This is a genomic window from Streptomyces sp. NPDC050388, from assembly GCF_040655635.1.
In the GTDB taxonomy this organism is placed as follows: domain Bacteria; phylum Actinomycetota; class Actinomycetes; order Streptomycetales; family Streptomycetaceae; genus Streptomyces.
In genome coordinates this window covers 34,198-57,984 of the sequence record NZ_JBFAKH010000008.1, presented here as the reverse complement: position 1 = coordinate 57,984, position 23,787 = coordinate 34,198, and the positions used below count along the sequence as shown (strand labels likewise).

General features: G+C 70.8%; 25 protein-coding genes and 1 pseudogene. 12 read left to right on the top strand and 14 right to left on the bottom strand.

From position 1 onward, the window contains the following. Positions 1 to 86: 86 nt before the first annotated feature. Genes amiA through AB0I73_RS06550 form a run of 5 tightly spaced genes read right to left on the bottom strand, consistent with a single transcriptional unit; the run spans position 87 to position 4,103 of the window. Positions 87 to 215, bottom strand: a complete 129-nt coding sequence (amiA, locus tag AB0I73_RS06570) for a streptamidine family RiPP (protein WP_267882400.1) — start codon at positions 213 to 215, stop codon at positions 87 to 89. Positions 216 to 275: 60 nt separating this feature from the next. After that, positions 276 to 1,091 carry an ABC transporter ATP-binding protein gene (locus tag AB0I73_RS06565; protein WP_363034548.1) on the bottom strand — a complete coding sequence of 272 codons (816 nt, stop codon included), beginning with the start codon at positions 1,089 to 1,091 and terminating at the stop codon, positions 276 to 278. 29 nt (positions 1,092 to 1,120) lie between these two features. After that, complete coding sequence (locus AB0I73_RS06560) at positions 1,121 to 2,146, bottom strand: iron ABC transporter permease (RefSeq protein ID WP_363034399.1); 1,026 nt, start codon at positions 2,144 to 2,146, stop codon at positions 1,121 to 1,123. Continuing rightward, on the bottom strand, positions 2,143 to 3,105 hold the full coding sequence (locus AB0I73_RS06555; RefSeq protein WP_363034397.1) for an iron ABC transporter permease: 963 nt from the start codon (positions 3,103 to 3,105) through the stop codon (positions 2,143 to 2,145). Before AB0I73_RS06555 ends, AB0I73_RS06560 begins: the two co-directional genes overlap by 4 nt. 14 nt (positions 3,106 to 3,119) lie before the next feature. After that, complete coding sequence (locus AB0I73_RS06550) at positions 3,120 to 4,103, bottom strand: ABC transporter substrate-binding protein (RefSeq protein ID WP_363034395.1); 984 nt, start codon at positions 4,101 to 4,103, stop codon at positions 3,120 to 3,122. Positions 4,104 to 4,249: 146 nt separating this feature from the next. Between AB0I73_RS06550 and AB0I73_RS06545 the strand changes: the two genes are divergently transcribed. Next, positions 4,250 to 5,476 (top strand): hypothetical protein, encoded by a 1,227-nt coding sequence (locus AB0I73_RS06545; RefSeq protein WP_363034393.1) that lies wholly within the window; start codon positions 4,250 to 4,252, stop codon positions 5,474 to 5,476. A gap of 52 nt (positions 5,477 to 5,528) precedes the next feature. On the opposite strand, the gene rpsR is transcribed toward AB0I73_RS06545, so the two are convergent. From rpsR to rpmG, 4 genes are all read right to left on the bottom strand, one after another. Beyond that, positions 5,529 to 5,771, bottom strand: a complete 243-nt coding sequence (rpsR, locus tag AB0I73_RS06540; protein WP_363034391.1) for a 30S ribosomal protein S18 — start codon at positions 5,769 to 5,771, stop codon at positions 5,529 to 5,531. A 77-nt stretch (positions 5,772 to 5,848) separates the two neighbouring features. Beyond that, positions 5,849 to 7,024, bottom strand: coding sequence for a GTP-binding protein (locus AB0I73_RS06535; protein ID WP_363034389.1), 1,176 nt, complete (start codon positions 7,022 to 7,024; stop codon positions 5,849 to 5,851). Further along, the gene (locus AB0I73_RS06530) at positions 7,021 to 7,278 is read right to left on the bottom strand and encodes a type B 50S ribosomal protein L31 (RefSeq protein WP_363034387.1); all 258 of its coding nucleotides are present in this window, start codon (positions 7,276 to 7,278) and stop codon (positions 7,021 to 7,023) included. The genes AB0I73_RS06535 and AB0I73_RS06530 overlap by 4 nt, the downstream gene beginning before the upstream one ends. A gap of 5 nt (positions 7,279 to 7,283) precedes the next feature. Continuing rightward, positions 7,284 to 7,448, bottom strand: coding sequence for a 50S ribosomal protein L33 (rpmG, locus tag AB0I73_RS06525; RefSeq protein WP_026252351.1), 165 nt, complete (start codon positions 7,446 to 7,448; stop codon positions 7,284 to 7,286). A 127-nt stretch (positions 7,449 to 7,575) separates the two neighbouring features. Here rpmG and rpmB point away from each other — a divergent pair, with 127 nt between their 5' ends. The 9 genes from rpmB (at position 7,576) to AB0I73_RS06480 (ending at position 16,263) form a co-directional block, all read left to right on the top strand. Next, positions 7,576 to 7,812 carry a 50S ribosomal protein L28 gene (rpmB, locus tag AB0I73_RS06520; RefSeq protein ID WP_363034384.1) on the top strand — a complete coding sequence of 79 codons (237 nt, stop codon included), beginning with the start codon at positions 7,576 to 7,578 and terminating at the stop codon, positions 7,810 to 7,812. Continuing rightward, the gene (gene rpsN / locus AB0I73_RS06515; protein ID WP_363034382.1) at positions 7,812 to 8,117 is read left to right on the top strand and encodes a 30S ribosomal protein S14; all 306 of its coding nucleotides are present in this window, start codon (positions 7,812 to 7,814) and stop codon (positions 8,115 to 8,117) included. The genes rpmB and rpsN overlap by 1 nt, the downstream gene beginning before the upstream one ends. Positions 8,118 to 8,330: 213 nt before the next feature. Continuing rightward, the gene (locus AB0I73_RS06510) at positions 8,331 to 8,573 is read left to right on the top strand and encodes a hypothetical protein (protein ID WP_363034380.1); all 243 of its coding nucleotides are present in this window, start codon (positions 8,331 to 8,333) and stop codon (positions 8,571 to 8,573) included. A 153-nt stretch (positions 8,574 to 8,726) separates the two neighbouring features. Continuing rightward, on the top strand, positions 8,727 to 9,662 hold the full coding sequence (locus tag AB0I73_RS06505) for a zinc ABC transporter substrate-binding protein (protein ID WP_363034378.1): 936 nt from the start codon (positions 8,727 to 8,729) through the stop codon (positions 9,660 to 9,662). Positions 9,663 to 9,742: 80 nt separating this feature from the next. Then, positions 9,743 to 10,558, top strand: a complete 816-nt coding sequence (locus AB0I73_RS06500; RefSeq protein ID WP_363034546.1) for a metal ABC transporter ATP-binding protein — start codon at positions 9,743 to 9,745, stop codon at positions 10,556 to 10,558. Beyond that, on the top strand, positions 10,555 to 11,436 hold the full coding sequence (locus AB0I73_RS06495) for a metal ABC transporter permease (protein WP_363034376.1): 882 nt from the start codon (positions 10,555 to 10,557) through the stop codon (positions 11,434 to 11,436). Before AB0I73_RS06500 ends, AB0I73_RS06495 begins: the two co-directional genes overlap by 4 nt. Positions 11,437 to 11,586: 150 nt before the next feature. After that, positions 11,587 to 11,898, top strand: a complete 312-nt coding sequence (locus AB0I73_RS06490; protein WP_363034374.1) for a DUF1490 family protein — start codon at positions 11,587 to 11,589, stop codon at positions 11,896 to 11,898. A gap of 2 nt (positions 11,899 to 11,900) precedes the next feature. After that, a complete protein-coding gene (locus AB0I73_RS06485; RefSeq protein WP_363034372.1) occupies positions 11,901 to 14,087 on the top strand; it encodes a cation-translocating P-type ATPase in 2,187 nt (728 codons plus the stop codon). Positions 14,088 to 14,895: 808 nt separating this feature from the next. Further along, complete coding sequence (locus AB0I73_RS06480; protein ID WP_363034370.1) at positions 14,896 to 16,263, top strand: YibE/F family protein; 1,368 nt, start codon at positions 14,896 to 14,898, stop codon at positions 16,261 to 16,263. A 107-nt stretch (positions 16,264 to 16,370) separates the two neighbouring features. On the opposite strand, the gene AB0I73_RS06475 is transcribed toward AB0I73_RS06480, so the two are convergent. The 4 genes and pseudogenes from AB0I73_RS06475 to AB0I73_RS06460 form a co-directional block, all read right to left on the bottom strand. Further along, complete coding sequence (locus AB0I73_RS06475) at positions 16,371 to 17,129, bottom strand: TIGR03943 family protein (RefSeq protein WP_363034368.1); 759 nt, start codon at positions 17,127 to 17,129, stop codon at positions 16,371 to 16,373. After that, positions 17,126 to 18,159, bottom strand: a pseudogene (locus AB0I73_RS06470) (permease). Before AB0I73_RS06470 ends, AB0I73_RS06475 begins: the two are co-directional and overlap by 4 nt. Before the next feature lie 142 nt (positions 18,160 to 18,301). Continuing rightward, complete coding sequence (locus AB0I73_RS06465) at positions 18,302 to 18,502, bottom strand: hypothetical protein (protein ID WP_363034366.1); 201 nt, start codon at positions 18,500 to 18,502, stop codon at positions 18,302 to 18,304. A gap of 610 nt (positions 18,503 to 19,112) precedes the next feature. Next, on the bottom strand, positions 19,113 to 19,616 hold the full coding sequence (locus tag AB0I73_RS06460) for a YrdB family protein (protein WP_363034364.1): 504 nt from the start codon (positions 19,614 to 19,616) through the stop codon (positions 19,113 to 19,115). Between the two features lie 227 nt (positions 19,617 to 19,843). Between AB0I73_RS06460 and AB0I73_RS06455 the strand changes: the two genes are divergently transcribed. Continuing rightward, positions 19,844 to 21,148, top strand: a complete 1,305-nt coding sequence (locus tag AB0I73_RS06455) for a sodium:proton antiporter (protein WP_363034362.1) — start codon at positions 19,844 to 19,846, stop codon at positions 21,146 to 21,148. Positions 21,149 to 21,300: 152 nt separating this feature from the next. Here the strand turns inward: AB0I73_RS06455 and AB0I73_RS06450 are convergent, their stop codons facing one another. Beyond that, positions 21,301 to 21,579, bottom strand: coding sequence for a hypothetical protein (locus AB0I73_RS06450; protein ID WP_363034360.1), 279 nt, complete (start codon positions 21,577 to 21,579; stop codon positions 21,301 to 21,303). 323 nt (positions 21,580 to 21,902) lie between these two features. On the opposite strand from AB0I73_RS06450, the gene AB0I73_RS06445 reads away from it, so the two are divergent. Further along, a complete protein-coding gene (locus tag AB0I73_RS06445; RefSeq protein ID WP_363034358.1) occupies positions 21,903 to 23,582 on the top strand; it encodes a PA14 domain-containing protein in 1,680 nt (559 codons plus the stop codon). Positions 23,583 to 23,787: the final 205 nt, after the last annotated feature.

The window sequence follows — 23,787 nt, the reverse complement described above, 5'->3', positions numbered from 1 at the left end:
TCCTCCAAGGGGGAACAAGGGAGAAGGGGGCTGGACGGGCCCGCCCGGGAAGGCGTTCCGGGCGGGCCCAGGTTCGGTAGGCGGGCTTACTTGTCCGCGTCCACCTCGACGGCGTCGTCGAAGGGGTTCTCGACGAGGGCGTTGGAGTGGGTCGCCGACAGGTGGGCGAGCTGACCCTGCTCCGCGATCGGCGTGAACACCTTGTCCTGCTCCATGAATGAGCCTCCGTTCAGTACGGGTGACCGCGCCGCCGGACCGGCGACGCACCACCGACACTAGTGAAGATGATTATCATTTCGCAAGGCCCCGGAGAGCGGGTGATCCGGGTAACACACCGGCCAGCCGCCCTCCGGGTCGCGCCCCACCCGGCCTGCCACGCCCAGGACTTCGGCCAGCAGAGCCGGGGTGACCACCTCGGCCGGGGGGCCGTCCGCCGCCACGCGGCCGTGCCGCAGCGCCACGATCCGGTCCGCGAACCGCGCCGCGTGCCCCAGGTCGTGGAGCACCATCACGACCGTCAGCCCGCGTTCCTCGCGCAGCCGTACCACCGTCTGCATGACCTCCAGCTGGTGACGCAGGTCGAGGTACGTGGTCGGCTCGTCGAGCAGCAGTACGCGGGTGTCCTGGGCGAGCGCCATGGCCAGCCGGACGCGCTGGCGCTCACCGCCCGAGAGCGCGTCCACCGGCCGGTCCGCCCACTCGGTCACTCCGACGTCGGCCATGGCCCGGGCGCACACCGCGTCGTCACCGTCGCGGAGCATGCCGAGCGGCCCCCGTGCCGCGTACCGCCCTTGGCGCACCAGGTGACGCACTGTCATTCCCGGTACCTGGGGGGCCTGCTGGTGCAGCAGGGCCACCCGGCGGGCGGCCGCCCGCCGCGAGAGGCGGGGCAGGTCGTCACCGTCGAGCAGGACCCGTCCGGCGGCCGGTTTCAGCAGGCCGGCGCAGAGCCGCAGCAGGGTGCTCTTGCCGCAGCCGTTGAGGCCCACGAGGGCGACCAGCTCGCCGGTGGCGATGCCCAGGTCGATCCCGTCGAGGACCTCCCGGCCCGGGTAGCCGAAGCGGAGCCCTTCGACCCGTATCGCACCCATGGTCCCGGCTTCCACGACAACGTCCACCTTCACTCCTCACTCGCCGTGCGGCGGCGTGCCACGATCAGCAGCAGCGCCGCGCCACCGCAGGTCGTGAGCGCCCCGACGGGGATGCTCAGCCGGTCCATGTCCAGTGCGGCGGCGGCCATCCGGGACAGCCACTGGGCACCCGCGTCCGCGGCCCCCACCACGATGGCGCCGAGCAGCGCCGCCCCGGGGAGCGCGGCGCGCAGGTCCGCCCCGAAGAGGGCGAACGCGAGGTGGGGTACGAGCAGCCCGACGAAGCCGAGCGCGCCCACGGCCGAGACCGCCCCGGCGGTGAGCGCCACGGCGCACACGAGCGCCGCGACCCGCGCCCGTCCGGTGTTCAGCCCGGTCGCCGCGGCCTGTTCCTCCCCGCAGCGCAGCAGGGTCAAGGGGGCCGCCATCGCGCAGGCGGCGACGGCCCACGCGGTCGCCCAGGGCCACAGCAGGTGCCAGTGGGCCCACACACGGCCCTCGGTGGAGCCGACCAGCCACTGGACGACACTGCCGAGCTCGCCGGGGGCAACCAGCAGCACCATGGCGGTCATTCCGGCGAGCACCGCCGAGACGAGCACGCCGTTCACGGCCATCTGCGTGGAGTCGCCCCTCTCACGCCCGGCCAGCAACCACAGCAGCACCGCCCCCGAGAACCCGCCCAGGCACGCGGCCGCCACCACCGCGGCCGGGGATTCCCAACCCGCCAGGCCCAGCCCGGTCGCGGTCACCGCGCCCAGAACGGCGCCCGGTGTGACGCCGGTGACCTCGGGTCCGGCCAGCGGATTGCGCAGCGCCGACTGCAGAACCGTGCCGGCCAGGCCCAGCGAGGCGCCCGCCGCCAGCGCCACCAGGGTGCGCGGCAGGCGCAGGTGAAGAACGATGTGCCGAGCGGTGGGGTCGCCGCCGCCGTTCAGCACCTCCCAGACGCCGGAGGCCGGCAGCGCGCGTCCGGCACACAATCCGGCAGCCGCGACGGCCGCGACGAGCAGCATCAGAACGGCTGTTCGGCGGGCGTACGTCCGCGTGTACGTCATCGGCGGCTCGCTTTCAGCAGGGCGACGCCCGCCGGGACGCCGAGCAGGGCCGTCCAGGCGCCGACCGGGGTCTCGGTCGGCGCCAAGGCGAGCCGCGCCGGCTGGTCCGCGCAGGCCACCACGAGCGCGCCCCACGCCGCCGACCACGGCAGCCAGCCCACCGCGTCCGAGCCTGGACGCAACCGGCGTGCCAGGTGGGGTGCGAGAAACCCGACCCAGGCGATCGGCCCGCACACGGCGACGACCGGCGCGATGAGCAGCACGGAGATGGCGAGCGCGGCCAGCCGTGCCCGTCGTACCCGTACACCCAGTGCCTGGGCGTCGTCGTCGCCGAGCCGCAGCACGCTCAGCACCGGGGCGCACAGGACCAGCGTCGGGACGGCGACGAGAAGCCAGGGCCCGAGGCCCGTCACGTCGTCCCAGGTCCGGGCGGAGAGGCTGCCGAGCAGGTAGCGGTAGATGAGCTGGAGGTCGAACTGGTCGGCCAGGACCATCAGCACGAGCAACGCGGCCTGAAGGGCGGCGGCGACGGCCGCCCCGGTGAGCAGCACGGCCGAGGGGCTGCGCCCGAACCCGGCCGCGAGCAGCGTCAGGACACCGCCGAGCGCCGCACCGCCGATGGCGAGCAGTGGCTGCACCGCGAGCGGCACGGACAGGGCGAGGACCAGCGGGGCCGCGACGCCGAGCGCGGCCCCGCTGGAGACGCCGAGCATCTCGGGGACGGCGAGCGGATTGCGCAGGGCCTCTTGGAGGACCAGCCCGGCGGCGCCCAGGCAGGCACCGGCGACGAGCGCCAGCACGAGCCTGGGCAGCCGCAGTTCGGCGATGACGACGCCGGCGAGGCCGTCCCCTCCGAGCGCGTCGGCGAGTGCGGAAGGCGGCACATACGGCGTTCCCAGGCACAACGCGCTGGAGACGACCGCCACCAGCACCGCGGCGGCCACAGTGACATGGCGCACGGTCCCTTGCCCGGTCACTTCAGTGCTGCCGTCGCCTCGTCGAGGACGATGCCGAGCGACCGGGTGCCGCGGCCCTTGGCCCACACCTCGGAGTCGACCTCGTGGACATCGCCGTTCTTGACGGCCCGGATGCGCGACCAGAGCGGGTTCTTGGCGAGCTTGTCGGAGAGCTTGCCCTCGGAAGAGCCACCGAAGGAGAGCGTCTCGACGAACAGCACGTCGACGTCGGCGGCGAGGATCTCCTCCATGCTGTACGTCCCGTCGACGCCGCGACTCTTCCACGGGTAGTGCGCGATCTTGGGAAAGAGCCCGGCGACGACGTCATTGCCGGGCGTGGCGACGCCGAAGTTCTCGTCGCTGCCGAAGATGATGAGCGCGGTCTTGTCGCTCCTGGCACTCTCGGCCTCGGCGAGCTTGGCACGGAACGCCTTCTCGGCCGCCTCGCCCTGCGAGGTGCGTCCGGTGAGCGCGGCGAGGTTGCGCAGGTAGCCGACGCTGTCCTCCCAACTGCCCGGCTGAACCGGCCAGAACACCGTCGCACCCTTCAGCGCCGACGCGAGCTTGCCGTGCGTGTCCTCCAGGCCGATCACCAGATCCGGCTGGTGGGAGAGGATCGCCTCGGTCTCGGGCGCGAGGAAACCGCCCGGTACGACCGGTATCTTCGCGGCCTTCTCCTTACCCAGGAACTTCGGGTGGGCGAGCAGCTCGGAGTTGGTGGCGGCAGGCGCCATGCCCAGTTCGGCGAGCATGTCGTCGCAGAGCGCGACGAGACAGACCACACGCCGCGGCGCGGCCTTCGTGGCGACGGTGACGCCCTTGACATCGGTGACGGAGCGGGCGGCGTCGATGGGCTCCACCTTCACATCGGTCCTGGCCCCCGCACCACCTTCCCCCTTGTCGCCGGTCTCGGCGGCGGTGGATCCGCAGCCGACGAGCAGCGCCCCCATGACGGCCGCGGCGGCACAGCGGCGAACGGTCCGCAGCATTCTGCGTGACATATGACTCTCGGCTCTCCGTGTCGTTCCCGGGGCGGATCCGGATGTGAGGCAGAGGCGCCCCAGGCCGTTCCCCCACCACACGAATAGGCACATGATAATCATTACCGATAACCCGTTCACCCCGCCACCCCTCCAGGAGTCCCGCCATGCCGCTCGCCCCGCGCCTGCTGACAGCCGACCAAGTCGCCGGATCCATAAGGGTGCTGAACCTGCCGGACGGCCGGGTGACGGGTGTCGTGGAGGGCCGGCACCTCGCCGAGCACGCCGGCTTCCTCGCCCTTCCGGGCGGCCACTGGGCGTTCGTCGACGACCTCGCGGGCGAACTCGTCGTCCTCGACCCGTACGGCCCGGACGCGGGACGCCCGCTGATCGCGGCGACGGCGCCGGTGGCCACTCCGGCCGAACACCTGGCGGCCGACGCGTCGGGCCGCCGGCTCGCGGTCACCACGGGTCTGGGCCGCAACTGGGAGCCGTGGTCGGATCTGCTGACCACGGTCGACCTCGACCGCGGCAGGTCGGTCCGGGTGCGTACGCGGGCCGGCGAACCGGGCGTGACGGTGATGTGCGGCTCCGGCGGCCCGCTCGTCGTCCTGCGGCACCGCGAGCCCGGCACGCTGACCGCGTACCGCTACGACGACCTCCAGGGCGCCGTCCCCGCCAGTCCCCCCGCGCCCCCCGCGTACGAGACGGAGCTGCCCGACCACGACGGCCATGGCGACGCCTACGACCGGCTCACCGGGCGGCTGTTCGCCGCCGGGTCCTCCGGAGTGCATCGGGCCCGGCGCGACGGCGACCGGCTGCTCATGGAGGAGCCGATCCCCTGGGCCGGGCCCGGACGCGGCTACTACCTGCGGCTCGATCCCGTGCGGCGGACCCTGTGGTCGTGTGTACGCGGCGGCCCCACCGATCCGGGGCGATGGCCGGAGTGGACCAACGACGCCTGGTTCCACACCCTCGACGGGGGCCGCACCGGCCGCCTGCCGCTCGGCCCCGGGCTGGTCTTCCGGCTCGCGGTCGCCGCGCACCACGTGGCGTACGCGCGTGTGCACCCCGACGGCGACGAACTGATCCTGCTGACGGCCGAACTCCCGGGCGACGAGCCCCGAGTCATCGCCCGTCACCCGCTGCCGCCCATGGACGGCGCGCCGAGGCCCGGCGGAACGCCGTGGGACGGAGTGCAGCGCCGAGCGATCGCCGCCTCGCCGGGCGCCCCGCTCACCGCCGTCACCCGCGGCGGCCACGGCGAGGTCCACCTCTTCGACGGAACCGGGCACGTGGCCACGCTCACCGTGCCGACCCCCCTCGACGACGGCGGCCACCTGGCCCTGACGGCTCCGGAGGACCGCGCCTGGGAGGACCCGGTGGGCCGCTGACGGCGGACGTGGGGACGACCGGCGGCGCGGGCCGCCCCGGCCGTCCGTACGGCTAGCGGGAGCCGTACGGGAGGAGGGCCATCTCGCGGGCGTTCTTGATGGCCCGCGCCACCTGTCGCTGCTGCTGACGCGTCACGTGGGTCACCCGACGGCTGCGGATCTTTCCGCGGTCGGATATGAACTTCCTCAGCAGGTCGGTGTCCTTGTAGTCGACGTACGTGATGCCGGCGGCGTCCAGCGGGTTGACGCGCGGGCGCTTGACGGTCTGCCGTCGGGTACTTGTGCCTCGGGGCATGGTCAGTTCGGTCCTCTCCAGCGGGGTGTGGGGGCGACACGCCTTCGGGGCGGGGCGTCGCCGGGACGGTTCACGGTTCAGGCAACGGGGTCGAGCAAATCGTCGAAGGCGTGCGGTAGTTCCTTCCAGCCCTCCCTGCCCGCCGCGTACTCCTCGTCGGTGAGCAGGCAGGAGTCGAGCAGGGCCAGAAGACCGTCGCGGTCCAGGCCGGGCGAGGTGAAGGTGAGGTACTGGCAGCGGTCACCGTGTTCGGGATGCCAGTCCAGGGAAGCGGCGACGCGGCGTTCGGCGGGCACCATCTCCCAGGCGGCATCCGGCAGGGCCGCCAGCCAGGGGCCCGCGGACTCCACACACAGCGCGCCGCCCGCGGCGTCCCACGACAGCAGCGTGTCGGGATGGTCGGCCAGCCAGAACCGCCCACGGCTGCGGGCGGCCGCGCAGGTCAGGTCCTCCAGTGCCGCGTGGAGACGCTGTGGGTGGAAGGGCCGTTCGCGCCGCCAGGCGAGGGTGCCCACGCCGTGCTCATCGCACTCCTGCGGCAGCAGCGCGCACGCAGGATGCTGGCGGGCGGCGGCCGCTGCCACGTCGAAGCCCGCCAGCAGGGCGGTCCCCAGCGCACCGCCCTCGACGCGTACCGCTCGTGCGCCCGGTGTGAGCTGGTGGAGCAGCGCGTGGTCGCTGTCGTCGGCAGTCTCGTCGGCCTCGCCGCACGAGCTGCCCTCGACGAGGGCGATCACCGTGGGGTACTCCAGTTGCCGGGCGAAGGTGTCGGCGACGGTGCGCTGGTCGGTCGGGGCGGCAGCGAGGCCCACGTCGGCCAGGTCGTCGCCGTTGGACAGATACGGCAGCATGAGTGCCGGATCGACCGCGGTGGCGACCCCGGTCAGCGCCAGCGGTGCGCCCGCGCCGGCGATGACCGCGGCCATGGCTTGAGGTTCGACCGAGTCCCACAGTTCCACGACGGCCAGCCGATGCCGGCCCTCCTCCGCGAGCCGCAGCAGTTCGGGGACGAGGTCCTCGCGCAGCGCGCAGCACGCACAGTCGTTCACCAGCGGTGCGTCGCCGCTGCCCAGCAGGCCGCCGGCATCGCGTACGGTGCGGTGCACCGCGCTGTCGGCGGCGGACGTCAGGTCGTGGTGCAGCGCGACCGAGCCGGGCACCGTGCGCAGGATCTCCTCCACGGCGGCCCGGCGGGCGTCGGCGTGCAACCCGGCGACGAGCGCGACCGGCAGCCTCGCCCGGTCCCCGCTCACCGCTCGCTCCGTCCGCGTCCGTAGCGCCGCTCGAAGCGCTCGACCCGCCCCGCGGTGTCCAGGACCCGCTGGGTGCCGGTGTAGAAGGGGTGGCTCGCCGAGGAGATCTCGACGTCGACGACCGGGTAGGTGTTGCCGTCCTCCCACTCGACGGTCTTGTCACTCGTGGCCGTCGAGCGGGTGAGGAAGGCGAAGTCGGCGGCCCGGTCGCGGAAGACGACCGGGCGGTACTCGGGGTGGATTCCGGGCTTCACGGCTCTCAGCGCTCCTCACGGAAGTCGACGTGACGGCCGACGACCGGGTCGTATTTGCGCAGCGTCAACCGGTCGGGGTCGTTACGGCGGTTCTTGCGGGTCACGTAGGTGTAGCCGGTGCCGGCGGTGGACCTCAGCTTGATGATCGGGCGGAGTTCGTTACGGGCCATGCACAGCACCATACAAGAGATTGGTTTTCATTTTCATCTAGCTGCTACTGTGCTGCCGCGCAGAACGTCAGCACCGGACGACCGCGCGAACGCAGCCCCGACCGTGACCCACGCACGAAGAGGAAACATGTCCGCCCACTGCCAACTCACCGGTCGCCGACCCGGCTTCGGCCACCACATCTCCCACTCGCACCGGCGCAGCAAGCGCCGCTTCGACCCGAACATCCAGCGCAAGCGCTACTGGCTGCCGAGCGAGGGCCGCCACGTCCGGCTCGCTCTCTCCGCCAAGGGCATCAAGACGGTCGACGCGATCGGCATCGAGGCCGCGGTGGCCCGCATCCGCGCCCGGGGAGGGAAGGTCTGATGGCGAAGAAGAGCAAGATCGCGAAGAATGAGCAGCGACGCCTCACCGTGGCCCGTCATGCCGCGCGCCGCGCCGAGCTGAAGGCGATCATCTCGTCCCCCCGTACGTCCGACGACGCACGCGCCGCCGCCCAGCGGGAACTGCGCCGACAGCCCCGCGACGCCAGCGCCACCCGCCTCCGCAACCGCGACGCCGTGGACGGACGCCCCCGCGGCCACCTGCGCGCCTTCGGCCTGTCCCGCATCCGCGTACGCGAGATGGCCCACGCGGGCGAACTCCCCGGCGTGACCAAGAGCAGCTGGTGACCTGCACCGAATCCGCTCACCCCACGAGGCCGCACCGCAACCAACGCGGCTCATCCCCACTGCGCTGCCCGCGCGTGCGGCCTCACCAGGGCGACGAACGGACCGTGAGCGATCCGCCGATCGGCAGGTGGAGTTCGCGGACGTGCTCGTGCTCGACAAGCTGGACCTGACCGACGAGGCCGACACCGACCGGGTGCGCAGGGCGCTGACGCGGTGACCCACTGGAAGATCGCCCACTCGACCTGGTCGACGTCCCGCCACGGCCCTTGCATCTCGATCCGCCACCGCCCGGGCCGTGGCGGCGTCACCGACAGCCGCCCCGTGGACGCGGAGAGCGTGGAGCGCTGGACCGAGACCCTGGCCGCAACCACCGGATTCGCCGAGATCAAGCACACCCTGGAACTCACAGGCGTCTGCAGCCTCTGCCAGTCACGGGCGACGCCCTCGCACGAGTAGCCGGTGCGTCAATTCTCCGCAACGATTGTCATATCGATGCGATTCATGACTTTGACATTCACTTCCATCCAGCGTGGTGTACATGCCCGACCCGATCTGGGTCGGACCAGCCGCTTTCGCGAAGGCTCCTGCAGCACGCGTCGTGGAGGATCCATGCCCCCGTTCCCGTCCTGCCGTCCCGCTCTCCTCACGGGCGCCTGCCTGGCTCTCGTGGCCGGTTGCGGCAACTCCTCGGACGCCAAGAGCGACGAGAACGTCTCACAGACCCCGGCCGCCTCCTCCAAGGTCACGGTGGTCGCCTCGACGAACGTGTACGGCGACATCGTCGAGCAGATAGGCGGCGGCAAGGTCGCCGTCACGTCGGTCATCAGCGACCCCGACCAGGACCCGCACTCCTACGAGGCCAACACCCAGAACCAGCTGGCCCTGTCCAAGGCGAAGCTCGTCGTCGAGAACGGCGGCGGCTACGACGACTTCATCGACCGGATGCTCAAGAGCAGCAACTCCTCCGCCGAGGTCATCAACGCAGTCAAGGTCTCCGGCAAGACCGCCCCGAAGGGCGGCGAGCTCAACGAGCACGTCTGGTACGACTTCCCCACCGCCGCCAGGATCGCCGACCGCACAGCCACGGCCCTGGGCAAGGCAGAACCCGCCGACGCGGCCACCTTCACCAAGAACGCCGAGATCTTCAAGGCGAAGCTCAAGCCGCTCGAGGCGAAGGAAGCGCAGATCAAGAAGGTCCACGGAGGCGAGGCCATCGCCGTCACCGAGCCCGTGCCGCTGTACATGACCGAGGCCGGCGGGCTGGTGAACAAGACTCCCGAGGAGTTCAGCAAGGCCGTCGAGGAAGGCAGTGACGTCTCTCCCGAGGTCTTGCAGGCCACTCTCGCGTTGTTCACCGGCAAGCAGGTCAAGGCGCTGGTCTACAACGCACAGACCTCCGGTCCGCAGACCGAGAAGATCGAACAGGCGGCCAAGGCGGCCGGCATCCCCGTCGTTCCCGTCACCGAGACCCTGCCCAAGGGCAAGGACTACATCGGGTGGATGACCTCCAACGTCGACGCGCTGGCCGACGCTCTGAACAAGTGAGGTGACCAGAGGTGGCTCCCGTACCCCGGGCCCGCGCGAGCAGGACGGAAACCAGCGTCGTCGGCGCAGACACCGCCCCGCTGATCAGCCTCAGCAGCGCCGCCGTGGCCTACGGCACGCGGACGGTATGGCGTGATCTGGACCTCGAGATACGGCCCGGGGAGTTCCTCGCCGTGCTCGGGCCGAACGGGTCGGGCAAGACCAGCCTGGTGAAAGCCCTGCTGGGCCGACAGCCGCTGTCCGCGGGAACGCTGACCGTCCTCGGCCGCCCTCCCCGCGACGCCGGACGGCACATCGGGTACATCCCTCAGCAGGCGGCACTGTCCGCGCAGGCGATGCTGCGCGCCCGCGACCTGGTGCGCTTCGGGATCGACGGCCGCCGCTTCGGCCCGCGGCTGCGCGCGAACGCCGTCCGCCGGCGGGTCGACGAGATCCTGGAGCAGGTCGGGGCCTCCTCGTACGGCGACGTCCCGCTCGGCCTGCTGTCCGGTGGCGAACGCCAGCGCGTCCGCATCGCGCAGGCACTGGCCACCGACCCGCGCATCCTGTTGTGCGACGAACCGCTGCTCTCCCTGGACCTGAACCACCAGCGGGCCGTCACCGAACTGATCGACGCCCGCCGCCGCTCCCACGACACGGCGGTGGTCTTCGTGACCCACGAGATCAACCCGGTCCTCGACCTGGTGGACCGGGTGCTGTACCTGGCACCGGGCGGCCATCGCGTCGGCACGCCGGAGGACGTCCTGACCTCCGGCTCGCTCTCCCGCCTGTACGGCACGCAGATCGACGTCGTCCGCGTCCACGGCCGGATCGTGGTGGCAGGCGTACCCGACGAACCGGCTGCCCAGCTTCACCACAGCCACGAACTCCACGAGCCCGGCGGGGCCCGGCCATGACGCTCGCCGACGGGATCTGGCAGCAGATCTTCAACTTCGACAACTACGGCGAACTGCTCGCCCTGGTCCGCAACTCCCTCGTCGCCGGCGCCGCACTCGGCCTGGTCGGCGGCCTGGCCGGGGTCTTCGTCATCATGCGCGACCTGCCCTTCGCTGTGCACGGCATCAGCGAGCTGTCCTTCGCGGGCGCCTCGGCCGCGCTCCTGCTGGGGACGAACGTCGTGGCGGGCTCGATCATCGGCTCGCTCGTCGCGGCCGGCGCGATCGGCGTTCTGGGAGCGCGGGCCCGGGACCGCAACTCGGCGATCGGCATCCTCATGCCGTTCGGCCTGGGGCTGGGTGTCCTCTTCCTCGCCCTCTACAAGGGCCGGGCGGCCAACAAATTCGGCCTGCTCACCGGCCAGATCGTCGCCGTCGACACCCCGCAGACAACCTGGCTGCTCAGCACCTCCGCCGTGGTCCTGGTGGCTCTGGTAATGATGTGGCGGCCGCTGTCCTTCGCCAGCGCCGACCCGGACGTCGCCGAGGCCCGCGGCGTCCCAGTGCGAGGACTGTCCTTCGCCTTCATGATCGTGCTCGGCCTCGCCGTCGCCCTGTCCGTGCAGGTCGTCGGCGCCCTGCTGGTCCTCACCCTCGTCGTCACCCCCGCAGCGGCCGCCGCCCGCGTCACCGCCTCCCCCGTACTGCTACCGCTGCTCAGCATCGTCTTCGCGGTGATCTCCATCGAGGGCGGCATTCTCCTCGCCCTGGGCAGCAGCATCCCCATCAGCCCGTACGTCACGACGATCTCGTTCACGATCTACGCCGTCTGCCGCTTGGTCGGCACGTACCGCACCCGCCGGCCGGGAGCCAGGAGAACGGCCCCGCAGCCCGCCTGACCGAGCAGGTGACGGCGGCAGTCGCGGCGTGCAGTGGCCGACGTCATCTGCCGAGGAAGCCTGTGCGTCGGCCTCCGTTCGACCGGACGCACGGTATGGGCACACACTTGAAGGGGGTCCGTCACTCAGCAGCGGCGGAAGGAGTCCTTCATGCATCCCCTCACCGTCGCCAGTGCCGCAGCCGGGCGTCTCGCCCACTACGCCGTCTCCGGAGTGGTGGGCGGCCTGATCATCCGAGGAGTCACGAAACGCACACCTGACGGCCAACCCGCCGTCCGGAAGGCCCTCGTCGGTGGTATCGCCCGCGGCATCGTCGTCGGCCGCTGGGTCGCATCGGCCGCCGAAGAAGCACGGCTCAAAGCAGGGGACGTGATCGCGGAGGCCCGCACCACGCTCGGTGAGGAGGCACCGCCGCCCTCCGCGGTGAGCGTCGCGGACGACGATCACGGGCACGAGCACTGATCATGTCCGGCGTGATCGTACGCTCCGTCGCCGCGGGCCGGGTCCGGCTGGTCGTCCCATGGGTGCGGGCCCGCCCCGGCAGCGCGGGGCTGGTCGACGAGCGGCTGATGGGCATCAGCGGGTTCAGGTCGCTGCGGATCTTCCCGCGTACCGGAAGCGTCGTGGTTTGGGTGGCGCCGGACCTCATCGACGTCGAGCGGCTCGTCGCGGCACTCGAAGAGGCTCCGCCCGCGACCGCGCCGGCGAAGCCCACCCGGTCCACGCCCGACTCGTCCACCGGTGAGGTGGCCCGGCTGGTCGTCGGCGGCGCGGTCCTTGCCTTCGTGGCGCTGCGACGCCTGCTGGGCCGGCCGAGGATCACGCTCGGTTCGTCCGGCCTCCTCGGCGTGGTCACCGTCTTCACCGGACTGCCCTTCTTCCGGGGAGCCCTGCGCTCCCTGCGCGGCCGCAGCCATCCGGGCACGGACACCCTGGTCACCGCGGCAACCGTCATCTCCCTGCTCCTACGGGAGAACGTGGTGGCCCTCACCGTCCTGTGGCTGCTCAACATCGGCGAGTTCCTGCAGACCCTGACCCTGCACCGTACTCGGCGCGCCATCGAGGAGCTGCTCACCATCGGTGAGGAACGCGTCTGGCTCGTACGGGAAGACGGCGTCGAGGCCGAGGTGGCCCTCGAAGACGTCGCGCCGGAAGACGTCGTCGCGGTGTACGAACACCACCGCGTCCCGGTCGACGGACATGTCGTCTCCGGCGAGGCCCTCGTGGACCAGGCCGCGATCACCGGTGAGGCCCTGCCCGTTTATGCCCGGGAAGGCACTCACGTCTACGCCGGGACCATCGTCACCTCCGGATCGCTCACCGTCCGGGCCACCTCGGTCGGCCGGGACACCACCGTGGGCCGGATCATCAGCCGGGTCGAAGAGGCCCAGTCCGACCGGGCGCCGATCCAGACCGTCGCGGCCCGCTTCACCCGGCGCTTCGTCCCCGTCTCCTTCGCCCTGGCCGCACTCACCTACGCCATCACCCGCGACGCCCGCCGCGCCATGACCATGCTCCTGATCGCCTGCCCCTGCGCCGCCGGCCTGGCCACACCCACCGCCATCAGCGCCGCCATCGGCAACGGAGCGCGCCGCGGCACCCTCATCAAGGGCGGCACCCACCTGGAGGGCGTCGGCCGCGTCACGGCCGTCGTCTTCGACAAGACGGGCACGCTCACCTTCGGCCGTCCTTTGGTCACCAGCGTGGTCACCCTCAGCGACCGGTTCACGGCCGACGAGGTGCTCAGCCTCGCCGCATCCGGAGAGCTGCACGCCCGGCATCCGCTCGCCCAGGCGATCGTCGCCCGCACCGAGCAACAGCACCTGAACGTGCCCATCCATCAAGCCTGCGAGGTCGTCCTGGGCATGGGCATGCGCGCCGAACTCGACGGCACCCGTCTGCTGGTGGGCAGCCCCGCCCTGCTTCGCCGACACGGCGTCGAACTCACCGACGGGGCGCAGGACTGGACCGAACAGCTCCGACGAGGCGGCGAAACCGTCATCTGCCTGGCCCAGGACAACGACCTGATCGGGCTGCTCGGGGTCTCCGACGCCGTACGCTCCGGGGCCGCAACCGTCATCCGGCAACTGCGCGACCTCGGCGTCTCACGACTGGTGCTGCTCACCGGCGACGCACCCGAGACCGCCCAGGTCGTCGCCGACACCCTCGGCATCACCGAGGTCCACGCTCATGCCCTCCCGGAGGGCAAACTCCAGCTGATCCGCGACCTGCGGAGCGAGGGCCACACCGTCGCCATGGTCGGCGACGGCACCAACGACGCTCCAGCTCTCGCCCTGGCCGACGTCGGCATCAGCATGGGCGAACACTCCTCACACGTCGCCCTGGAAACCGCCGACATCGCCCTCGCGGGCAACGACCTGCGCCAAGTCACCGCCGTCGTCGAACTCAGCCGCCACACCCTGCGCGTCGTCCGCCAGAACTACGGCCTCGCCATCGGAGTCAATCTGCTCGGCCTCCTCGCCAGCGCCGGCGGTTCCATGAACCCCGTTCTCGCGGCCCTGCTGCACAACCTGAGCAGCATCGCGGTCGTCGGCAACTCGGCCCGGCTGGTCAACCACACGCCGCATCTTCCGCGGGTGACCGACGGAGAGTTGAAGGCGGCTCCGTTGGAAGACCGTCGGGTGCATTGATGCCGTGCTGCTTTGACGGGCGTAGCCGAGTCGCCGAGCGACGAGGACAGGACCCCTCGGGTGGTCTCGGCGAGAGTGGCGGTTGCCAGAGGACGCCCTGTTCTCCCGCCGGGTTGGACCTGGGTCGGGTCGCGTCCGGGCCAACTTCACGTCCGGCGTCTGCTGTTGCGTGTCTTGGACCGGCTGTGCGCCGACTCAACGCAACCCGGCTTCCAGGCCCGTACGACGGACTGCCTCGGCCCCCGCGGCCAGGCCAACGTCATCCTCGTCCAGTCGTCGGCCGCCGGGCACCACTCCAACTCCTCCGCCCGCCGCGCGAGGCCCAAACCAACAGATCACGCCCATGACATTCATTTCCAATCAGGAGTGGCTAACCACGCACGTTGCCTGTGTGGATGTTGCGACTGGTGGCGAGGTCCATGATCCAGTACACGGCGAACAGGCGCCTCGATGTTCTCGCGATGATCGGGCTGAGCCCACAGCACAGCGGTTTCCGTATCCTTCCTTAGAGCCGCCGCGCAAGCCTGGTTTCGGAGGGGGGTACGGACAACCGCGAGGGAGACGGCATGGGAGCCGCTGAACGACAGAGTGCCGGAGACTGGAACGGGGTCGGCAACAGGCCCGGAGCCAGGGGTGGTCGCGTGAGCGAGTACGGCCACGACTACGCGTACGGGGATTCTCCCGAGTCGGCGCCTCACCTCGAGTCGGCGCCTCGCCCCGGCTACGGACCCGATGCTGGCGCGGGCCATATTCCCTCTCCGGCCATGGGCCACGGGTCCAATCCTGTGACGGCAACGGGCGCGCCACAGTGACTGGCACCGGACATGGCCCCAAAGCGGGCGTCAGCGATCACGGACACGCGCACAGCCACAGCCACGGGCCTGCCGCACCCGTCTCCAAGCACCTCCGCAAGGTCATCGCGGCAATCCTGATCCCGTTCGCCGCCGCGGTGGTGGTCGGTCTCGCCGTGCTGTGGCCGGGCGGCGCCCCGGGGCACGAGCGCACCGGCGTGGGTTTCGACCGGCAGACGCAGCAGGCCACCGTCGCCCAGGTGGTCGAGGTGAGCTGCAAATCGGTGAACGCCTCCGCGGCCACACCGACCGGCGACACCTCCACCGCCGAGGGCTCCTCCGCACACCAACAGGCGTCCGGTACCTGCAAGAAGGCCACGATCCGGGTGGACACCGGCAAGGACAAGGGCCGTACGTTCACCGAGATCGTGCAGCCCAACCAGTCCCGCCAGTTGCACCAGGGCGAGAAGGTCGTGGTCGCCTACGAGCCCTCCGCACCGAGGGACCTGCAGTACTCGGTCGCCGACGTCAACCGGCGCTTCCCGATCGCGCTGCTGGCCGGCGTCTTCGCACTCACCGTCGTGGTCGTCGGGCGGATGCGGGGCGTCATGGCGCTGATCTCGCTGGCCATCAGCTTCCTGGTACTGAACCTGTTCGTCCTGCCCGCGATCCTGCAGGGCTCGAACCCGCTGGCCGTGGCGGTCGTGGGGTCGAGCGCCATCATGCTGATCGCGCTGTACATGTGTCACGGCCTGTCCGCCCGTACGTCGGTGGCCGTGCTCGGCACACTGATCTCGCTGATGCTGATCGGCGCGCTGGGCTCACTGTTCATCGGCTGGGCCGCGCTCACCGGCAACACCGACGACAACACCGGGCTGATCCACGGTCTGTATCCGTCGATCGACATGAGCGGTCTGCTGCTGGCCGGCGTCATCATCGGCTCGCTCGGAGTGCTCGACGACGTGACGGTCACACAGACGTCCGCGGTCTGGGAACTGCACGAGGCCAATCCCTCCATGGGCCGGCGCGGACTGTACCGCGCGGGCATCCGCATCGGGCGCGACCACATCGCCTCCGTGGTCAACACCCTCGTCCTCGCCTACGCGGGTGCCGCGCTTCCGCTGCTGCTGCTCTTCTCCATCGCGCAGAGCAGCGTGGGGACCGTCGCCAACAGTGAACTGGTCGCCGAGGAGATCGTGCGCACGCTGGTGGGCTCGATCGGCCTGGTCGCCTCCGTCCCGGTCACCACGGCCCTGGCCGCGCTCGTGGTCGCGGCCGACCGGCCCGGTCCGCAGACGGAAACGGCGACTGCGGGCGCGGTGGCAGCCGGCGGAGCGTCTGCGGGCCGGGGTGGGAGAGGGCGTCGGCGGAAGCGTTGCCGGTGATCTGTCCAAGGTGGACCCGGCCCGCATGGTGCACTGCCCGGTCCACCGCGGCATGGAGGCGCTGCTGACGACGGTCCACGTCCGTTCGTACGGCGGAGAACGTTGGTTCATCTCGTAGGGGTGAGCGGAAGGGCGTCGGTGTACGCGTTCACCGGCTTGGCGATCTTCTCTACGGAACGGGCGTCGAGCGCGGCAGGTGCGGAGCTCGTGCCCAGAGTTCCGCCGGGGTGCCAGGTGCCCGTGACGGCCACCCAGGTATTGGCCGGCGGGGCCGAGGTACGGTGGATTCGTACCTTCACGGACTGGGCGTCCGCCGCGCAGCAGGAGATGACGATCCGGTTCAGAAACCAGCTGTCTCCCTGCTCGTCGGAGGTGACGAAACCGGTCAACTGGACCGTACGCCCCTTGATGACCCGCGTGCGGTCCTGCTGCACGCGGCGGGTGAAGTCCGAAAGGGTCATCGGAAGCGGCGAGGTCGCGGGCAGCGGGTCGAAGTCGTCCTCGTGCGTGATGGCCTTGGGCGGCTGACGGGAGGCGGTGTACGCGCCGAGAGCGGGCGGAGCATAGAACAACAGGCTCAACGCTGGAAGGAACAGCAGCCACGCGGTACGAGGTGCGCCGGAGTGGCTGTGCCCGTGGCCGCTGTCGCCGTGGTCCGCGTGTTCGTCGTGTTCGTCGCCCTCGCGCCGTCGCGCGTACGACACCGCGTCCGCCACGCCGAGCAGGATCAGCAGGGCGCCGGAGGCGATGAGCAGCGGGCGCATCCCCTCCTTGACGTACCGCAGGTACAGGTCGGTGAACAGGGACACGCGCAGCAGGCCGATGCCGCTGAGGACAAGCAGGGTCGCCTGGAACGGACGTCTCACAGCAGGGCTCCTCCGACCAGCACGCTGAGCAGAACCGCCACGACCACAGTGGCGGCGGAGAACCGGATCGCGAAGGCCCTGCCGAAGGTACCCGCCTGCAGGGCGATCAGCTTCATGTCGACCACCGGGCCGACGACCATGAACGCCAGCCGCGCGGTCGGTGAGAACCCGCTGAGCGACGCGGCCACGAACGCGTCGGCCTCCGAACACAGCGCCAGCACGATCGCCAGCCCGGCCAGGAACAGCACCGACAGCCAGGGCGAACCGGAGAACGCGTCCAGCACGGAACGGGGCACCGCCACATTGAACGTGGCCGCCGCCATCGCACCCACCACCAGGAAACCGCCCGCATGCAGGAAGTCGTGCTGGAAGCCGGCCCGGAACTCCCGCCACCGACTGCCACCCGCCTGGTGCCCACCGTGCCGCACGACCGGCTTCAGCCACTCGGCCCGTCCCAGCCACAACCACAGCCAGCCCATCACCAACGCCGTCCCCAGCGAGGCCAGCAACCGGGCGGCGACCATGGCCGGGTTCCCCGGAAAGGCCACCGCGGTGGCCGTCAGCACCACCGGGTTGATCGCGGGCGCCGACAGCAGGAACGCGAACGCGGCCGCAGGCGTGACGCCCCGCCCGATCAGACGGTTCGCCACCGGAACCGACGCGCACTCGCAGCCCGGCAGCACGACTCCCGCCGCACCGGCCACCGGCACGGCGAGCACCGGCCGACGTGGCAGCACACGGTTGAACACCCGTGCCGGCACGAACGCGTTGATGGCACCGGACAGGGCCGTACCCAGCAGAAGGAAGGGCAGCGCCTGAACGGTCACGGCAAGACAGATGGTCCGCCACGCCTGCATCACAGGCGTCTCCAGCCACCGGCCCCGAGGTAGAGCACCACGCCGGGAACGGTGGCCGCTCCCAGCAACAGAAGCGGCCAGAACCGGAGCCAGCCAGGGGCGGCATCGTCCCCCACCGCTCCGCCCGCGTCGGCTGCCTCGGCTTCCCCGGCCCGTTCTTCTGTTCTCTGCACGCCCACCCTGCCTGTCAGATGTTCCGATCAACACAACGGGCGCCGACGCACACGGAATCCGAACGCGCCAAGCCCAGCGAGGACAAACCCCGCCGTGTGGCCGGTGCGGGCAGGCTCGGCGGTTCCGTCTCACTTCAGGCTGTCAGTCAGGTCTTTCTTCCTGCAGCTCGGCAACGACGGTTCCCAGGTGCAGTCCCTCCATGACCTGCACCAGCGCATCGGGTGCGTAGTGAGTGCCAGTGATGCGCATACAAGGGAAAGAGACGTCACCGCGTCGGAGCCGGTCGCCGAACCGCTGAAGCCACTCCGAGCGCGCCTCGGGGTCGTCGGCGCCGACCGTCACCGACGGTACGTTCCCCGGCGGTACGCTCACCCGCGGTACCCGCTGGTCGGTCCCGGCCGTCCGGTGCCCGTACCGTCGTGTGTCACGGTCGTCAGCCCCGGTGGTGGGGGCTGGTTCCGTGGTGACCATGGGTGCGATACCTCCGGCGGGCCACGCTTGTCGGTCCCCTGTCACTCTGGCGAGACCTTGGAAGACAGCAGGTCTCTGGTCGCACGGTTCCCAAACCGAGGCCCGCTGGCCCAGGCCGCCACGTCGGTAAGAACGCACCCCGCCCTTGCGGGTCAGGGCGCAAGGCCCGTCGATGCCACCCTGCAGGGGTACCTGAATCGCGGTAACCGGCGTGCAAACTTGCCTCCGCGAAGCGGCCAGCGGGTGCGGTGCGGATGCGAGCGGCGGTCAGAGCACCAGACGTTGGGAGAACCCTGGGAGATGATCTTCTCCCAGAGACCGATCGAGACCCCGCCGCGCCAACCAAGACCAAGCCTCTGACCTGCTCGTTTGGCGAGACAAGCAGGTGTCGATCTTGACCGAACCTCATTCGGGACGAAGAGGTCGTGGGTTCAAATCCCGCCACCCCGACAGGGAAGTACCACTCAGGGGCCTGATCCGCTTAGCGGGTCGGGCCCCTGAGTGGTTGTGGGGGCCGTTTTGGGAGCCGTTCGGGAGCCGGCTTCATATTCCGGCTCCCGAACGGCTCCCGTCGCCCCGCCGCAGCCGGTTCGGCGCCACAATCGGCGGGGAGTGCGCGGAAGGTCTCGAGCACCGTGGTGTCGGCGATCGTCACGACCGCCATGGCGCCTGCCGCGGTGGGGTGTCCCACTCCGTACGGAGCGGCGGCGCCACCGCCGAGCACCAGCGCCTTCACCACCAGGACGAGCGGAAGCCGCGGCCGCCACCGTGCCCGGGGTGCGGCGAACAGCGCCCAGACCACGACGGCCAGCAGAGGTGTTCCCACGCCGAGCAGGATTCGAAGGACACCCTCGGGACCCGTGTGGAATCCCCACCAGCCCAGGCAGACCAACGCGGCAAGCTCCCACAGGAACGCCGGGGCTTCGTTCGCGGCATACCAGGGCCGCGCGTCAAGCCCCGCCACACCACCACTGCCCCCCGCCATCTGCCCCTCCCGCTGCTCCGGTGCACCCGGCAGGACACCGCCCGGAGCGTGAACACCGCGTTCACGGGACTGCGGCCGGACCGAGGGTTCCCAGCCCGACCGAATTGACACGTAGAGTGAGAGATCGTGGCACTGTGTGACCGTGATGGTGGCGTGGTCGGGCATGTGGTGCGCCGCCCCGGCACAGATGCCCGGGCGGTCACCCGGGTCCCGGGTGAGGAGTACGGATGAGCCAGTGGGGTGTGGTGGTGGCCGGTGGCGTGGTCGTCGGCTACGGGGCGCTCTCGCGGTGGCTGTCGACGACGGTGCTGTCCGGGCCCCTGGTGTTCCTCGTGTGCGGGCTGGCGATCGGGCCTCCGGGCCTGGACCTGCTGAACGCGGACCGGGATCCGGAGGTCATCCGGACGCTGTTGGAGAGCGCGCTCGTCCTCGTGCTGTTCACGGACGCGGCGGCGATCAGGATCGAGGACCTGCGCAGGGAGGGGTTCCTGCCGTTGCGGCTGCTCGTGGTCGGGCTGCCCGTCACGATGGCGCTGGGGTGGCTGGTGGCCTGGCCCCTCCTGCCCGGTCTGGGTGTGTGGGAGCTGGCGCTGGTCGGCATCATCCTGGCTCCGACGGATGCCGCGCTCGGACAGCAGGCGTTCTCCAACAAGCGGGTCCCGGCGCTGGTCCGAGGCGGCCTGGGCGTCGAATCGGGTCTGAACGACGGTCTGGTGCTCCCGTTCTTCGTGCTGGCGCTGGCGGCGGCGGGCGAGGGGGAGGGGCATCCGGGCGTCCTCGTGACGTTCCTGCGTGCACTGCTGCTGAGCGGTGCGATCGGCCTTGCCGCCGGTTGGGTCGGGGCGGGCGTGTTGCGCCGGTCGGTCGCTCGGGACTGGAGCACTCCTGCGTGGCGGCAGTTCCTGACACTCGCCGTTCCCGTGATCACCTACGCGCTGTGCGACGCGGCCGAAGGCAGCGGCTTCATCGGCGCCTGGGCCGCCGGTCTGGCCTTCGGAAGCCGGCTGCGTGGCGCGCCGTCAGGACATGTCACTCACGCCGAAGGCCCGAGTCCCACGCAGAGCGCGAAGTTCAGCGAGCGGCTCGGGCTCCTGCTCTCCTCGGTGAGCTTCCTGGTCTTCGGCGCGGTCATCCTGGGGCCGGTCCTTCAGCACCTGACGTGGCGGATGGTGGTCTACGCGCTGATCAGCCTGACCGTGGTCCGGATGCTGCCGGTCGCTCTGGCCATGGCCGGCACCGGTCTGCGGGCCGCATCCGTCGCCTACATCGGGTGGTTCGGTCCGCGCGGGCTCGCCTCCCTGGTCTTCGGCCTGCTGGCCTTCGGGGAGCACCTGCCCGGGACGACGCTGCTGAACGGCGTCATCGCCGTGACCGTGGGCCTGAGCGTTCTCCTCCACGGCGCCACGGCCCCGTTCCTGGGAAACCGCTACGGCGACTGGTTCACCAGGACGCTCCGTACCGAACCGGACCTGCGGGAGAACGCACTCAGCGCCGACAACGCCCCGGACATACGAGGCCCCCACAGCCCCTGACGAACACGGCGACCGTGCCACCCGTGGCGTTCGAGCTCGCCGATGGCGGACCCGGGTCGTGCCGGACGGCCCCGCTCCGAGTGCTTCCGCAGGCGCCGGTGGTTGCAGCAGCTCTCCTTCCGCACCTCACACAGCCATGGGCCGGGCCTGGGCTAGGGGGCGAGCGACCCGTGCTGGTTGCCGGAAGCGGAATGCCAGGCCTGCATGCCCGCTCGGGACGCCTCCTTGGCCTGCCGCCATTTCATGGCCGCCTGCTGGGCCGGAGGCACGTCCATGGCGCGGACCATGCGCCGACCTGCGGCGAACACGGCGACGGCCGCGATGGCCATGCCGGTGCACGCCACCACGGCACCGGCCGCGGTGAGCACGGCACCGATCGTGACGAGCCGGGTGTCGATGTCGATCGAGTGCAGGGGCTGGTGATGGTTCATGTCTCCACCATCCACCAGCAGGTGACCACCTCGCATCCCGGGCAACGGCACCAGCAGCAGGATCGCCCCAGTACTGGGTAGGTGCGGCCCTGGCGGCAGGCGAGGGGTCGCCGGTGGCCGGGGCCGGTGGCGACGTGCTGCCGATCGTCGTGGTGCCGATCGTCGTGGTGCCGGACACCACCACCGGCGCGGTCGTCGCACAGGAACCCCGTCCGGCGTGAAGTCCCGGTCGTCGGACCGCGAAGATCGGTACAACCTCATCCCGACCTCGCGTGTCGTGGTCATGAACGCCCTTCCGCGTCCTGATCCGATCAGAGGACCGAATGAACCCAGTCAGACGCACGACCCCCGCGGCCGCGATCGTGCTCGCCACCGCGGGCGGCCTGCTCACCGCCGTCACCACGCCCGCCTCCGCCGCGACCAGCTGCGCCTCGCCGGTCTACAAGCGGCAGTTCTTCGCGAACACCACCTTCTCCGGCAAGCCGAAGAGGACCGACTGCGACTCCAAGATCGACCAGAACTGGGGCACGAAAGCCCCGGCTTCCGGTCTGCCGTCGAACCACTTCGGTGTCCGCTGGACGGTGACCCGCGACTTCGGCTCCGGCGGCCCCTTCTCCTTCCCTGTCGAATCGCGTGACGGCATCCGCGTCTACCTCGACGGCGTCCGCAAGGTCGACCTGTGGAAGGACGTCTCGACGACGGTGAAGAAGACGGTCAACGTCACCATTCCGTCCGGCAAGCACACCCTGCGCATCGACTTCGTCAACTGGACCGGCGCCGCCAACGTCAAGTTCAGCTACACGCCGCGGACTTCCTCCACCGTCGACAAGGTCAAGCCGCGCACCCCGACGGGCACCACCGCCACGTACGACACGGCGACCGGCAAGGCCAAGGTCACCTGGTCCAAGAACAAGGAGATGGACCTCGCCGGCTACCGCGTCTACCGCCGACTCAAGGGCAGCGCGTACCCCGCCAAGCCGCTGGCGACCACGACCTCCACGTCCTACACCGACACCCCGCCGCCCACCGGCCAGACGTACTACTACGAGGTCCGCGCGGCCGACAAGGCCGGCAACGAGTCCACCGGCACCGCCGACCAGGCGGTCACCACCGTCGACCGCACCGCGCCGCCCGTGCCGACCGGAATGAGCACCGTCTCCGAACCGAAGGGTCTGCGGGTCGGGTGGAGCGCCGTCCAGGGAGCGGTGTCGTACCGGGTGTACCGGGCGGCCGGTGCGGACGGGGTCTACACCCGCGTGGGCAGTACCGAGCAGGTCTCGTACGTGGACGCCTCGGCCGCCGAGGGCACCACCTACCACTACCGGGTGACCGCTCTGGACGCCGCGGGCAACGAGTCCGCGCGGTCCGTCGCCGTCAGCGGCAAACGCCGGGACCTCACCCCGCCGCCCGCCGTCACCGGGGTGACCGTCACCCCGACCGAGTACGGCTTCGAGGTGCACTGGGACGCCAACCCGGCCGCCGACCTGGCGAGCTACGTGGTCCGACGGGGCGAGCTGCTGGGGGACGAGGAGGAACAGATGTGCTCCCTCTACCCGGGCTACCACGTGTCGGCCCGCACCACCTCGTACGCGTACACCACCCTCCCGGACGGCGAGGAGTCCTGCTTCATCGTCGACGCCGTGGACGACGCCGGGAACTCCTCCTTCCAGTGGACCCGCGAGGCCCAGATCGTGACCGCGACCGAGCTCGACATGACGCCGAGCGTGGCGACGCCGGAGGGTTCGCCGGTCCGGCTGACGGCGACTTCCGGAGAGGCGGGCGTCGAGCTGTCCTGGTCCCCGGTGGCCGACGCCACCGGCTACCAGGTCTACGGCTGGAACCCGCACGCCAAGGCGTACGAGAAACTGGCGGCCACGACGGGGTCCTCCTACGGGGACACCGGTGCCGCCAGGGGCACCACTCACTTCTACCGGGTGACCGCCCAGTACGCGGACGGCACCGAGTCCGCGCCCGACGCCGACTGGGTGGTCCTGGCGCCCTGACCTTGTTCGGGACGAAGAGGTCGTGGGTTCAGATGCCGCCACCCCGACAGGGAAACACCAGGTCAGGGGCCCGATCCGTGAGAGCGGGTCGGGCCCCTGAGTGGTTGTGGGGGCCTTTGGGGAGCCGGACTCGGAATGCGGCTCCCGGACGGCTCTTGGGGCCCTCCCAGGGTGGTCCCGTTGTGCCCTGCGGGAGGGCTTGAAG